Source organism: Trinickia terrae (assembly GCF_005144415.1).
GTDB classification, from domain to species: Bacteria; Pseudomonadota; Gammaproteobacteria; order Burkholderiales; family Burkholderiaceae; genus Trinickia_A; species Trinickia_A terrae.
Window position 1 is genome coordinate 1 of record NZ_SWJE01000047.1, and the last position, 479, is coordinate 479.

Sequence of the window (479 nt, forward strand, 5' to 3'; positions counted from 1 at the left end):
GCTCCAGTCAGTCGTCCGAAGACCAGACGACGCAACGCGGCTCGACGGTTCAGGCTGGCGGCAGCGCGACGTTCGTCGCGACCGGGGACGGCACGCCGGGCAGCGGCAATGTGACGATTGCCGGCTCCGATGTGAACGCGAACGATGTTGCGTTGATCGCGAAGAATCAGGTGAATCTGGTCAACACGACGAACACCGATTCGACGCGCAGCGCGAATGCGTCGTCGAGCGCGAGCGTGGGCGTGTCGTTTGGTACGAGCGGGCTCGGTATCTCGGCGTCCATGCAGAACGCGCACGGCGACGGCAATTCGGATGCGGCGATGCAGAACAACACGCACGTCAACGCGAAGCACTCGGTGACGATCGTGAGCGGCGGCGATACCAACATCGTCGGTGCGAACGTGAACGCGAATCAGGTGGTGGCCAATATCGGCGGCAACCTGAATCTCGCGAGCGTGCAGGACACGACGGTGAGCACG

1 protein-coding gene is annotated in these 479 nt (G+C 63.5%); it reads left to right on the forward strand.

Annotated features, from left to right (window positions below):
* Positions 1 to 479, forward strand: a 479-nt coding sequence (locus tag FAZ69_RS33010) for a hemagglutinin repeat-containing protein (RefSeq protein ID WP_136899653.1), incomplete at both ends; no start/stop codon positions are given.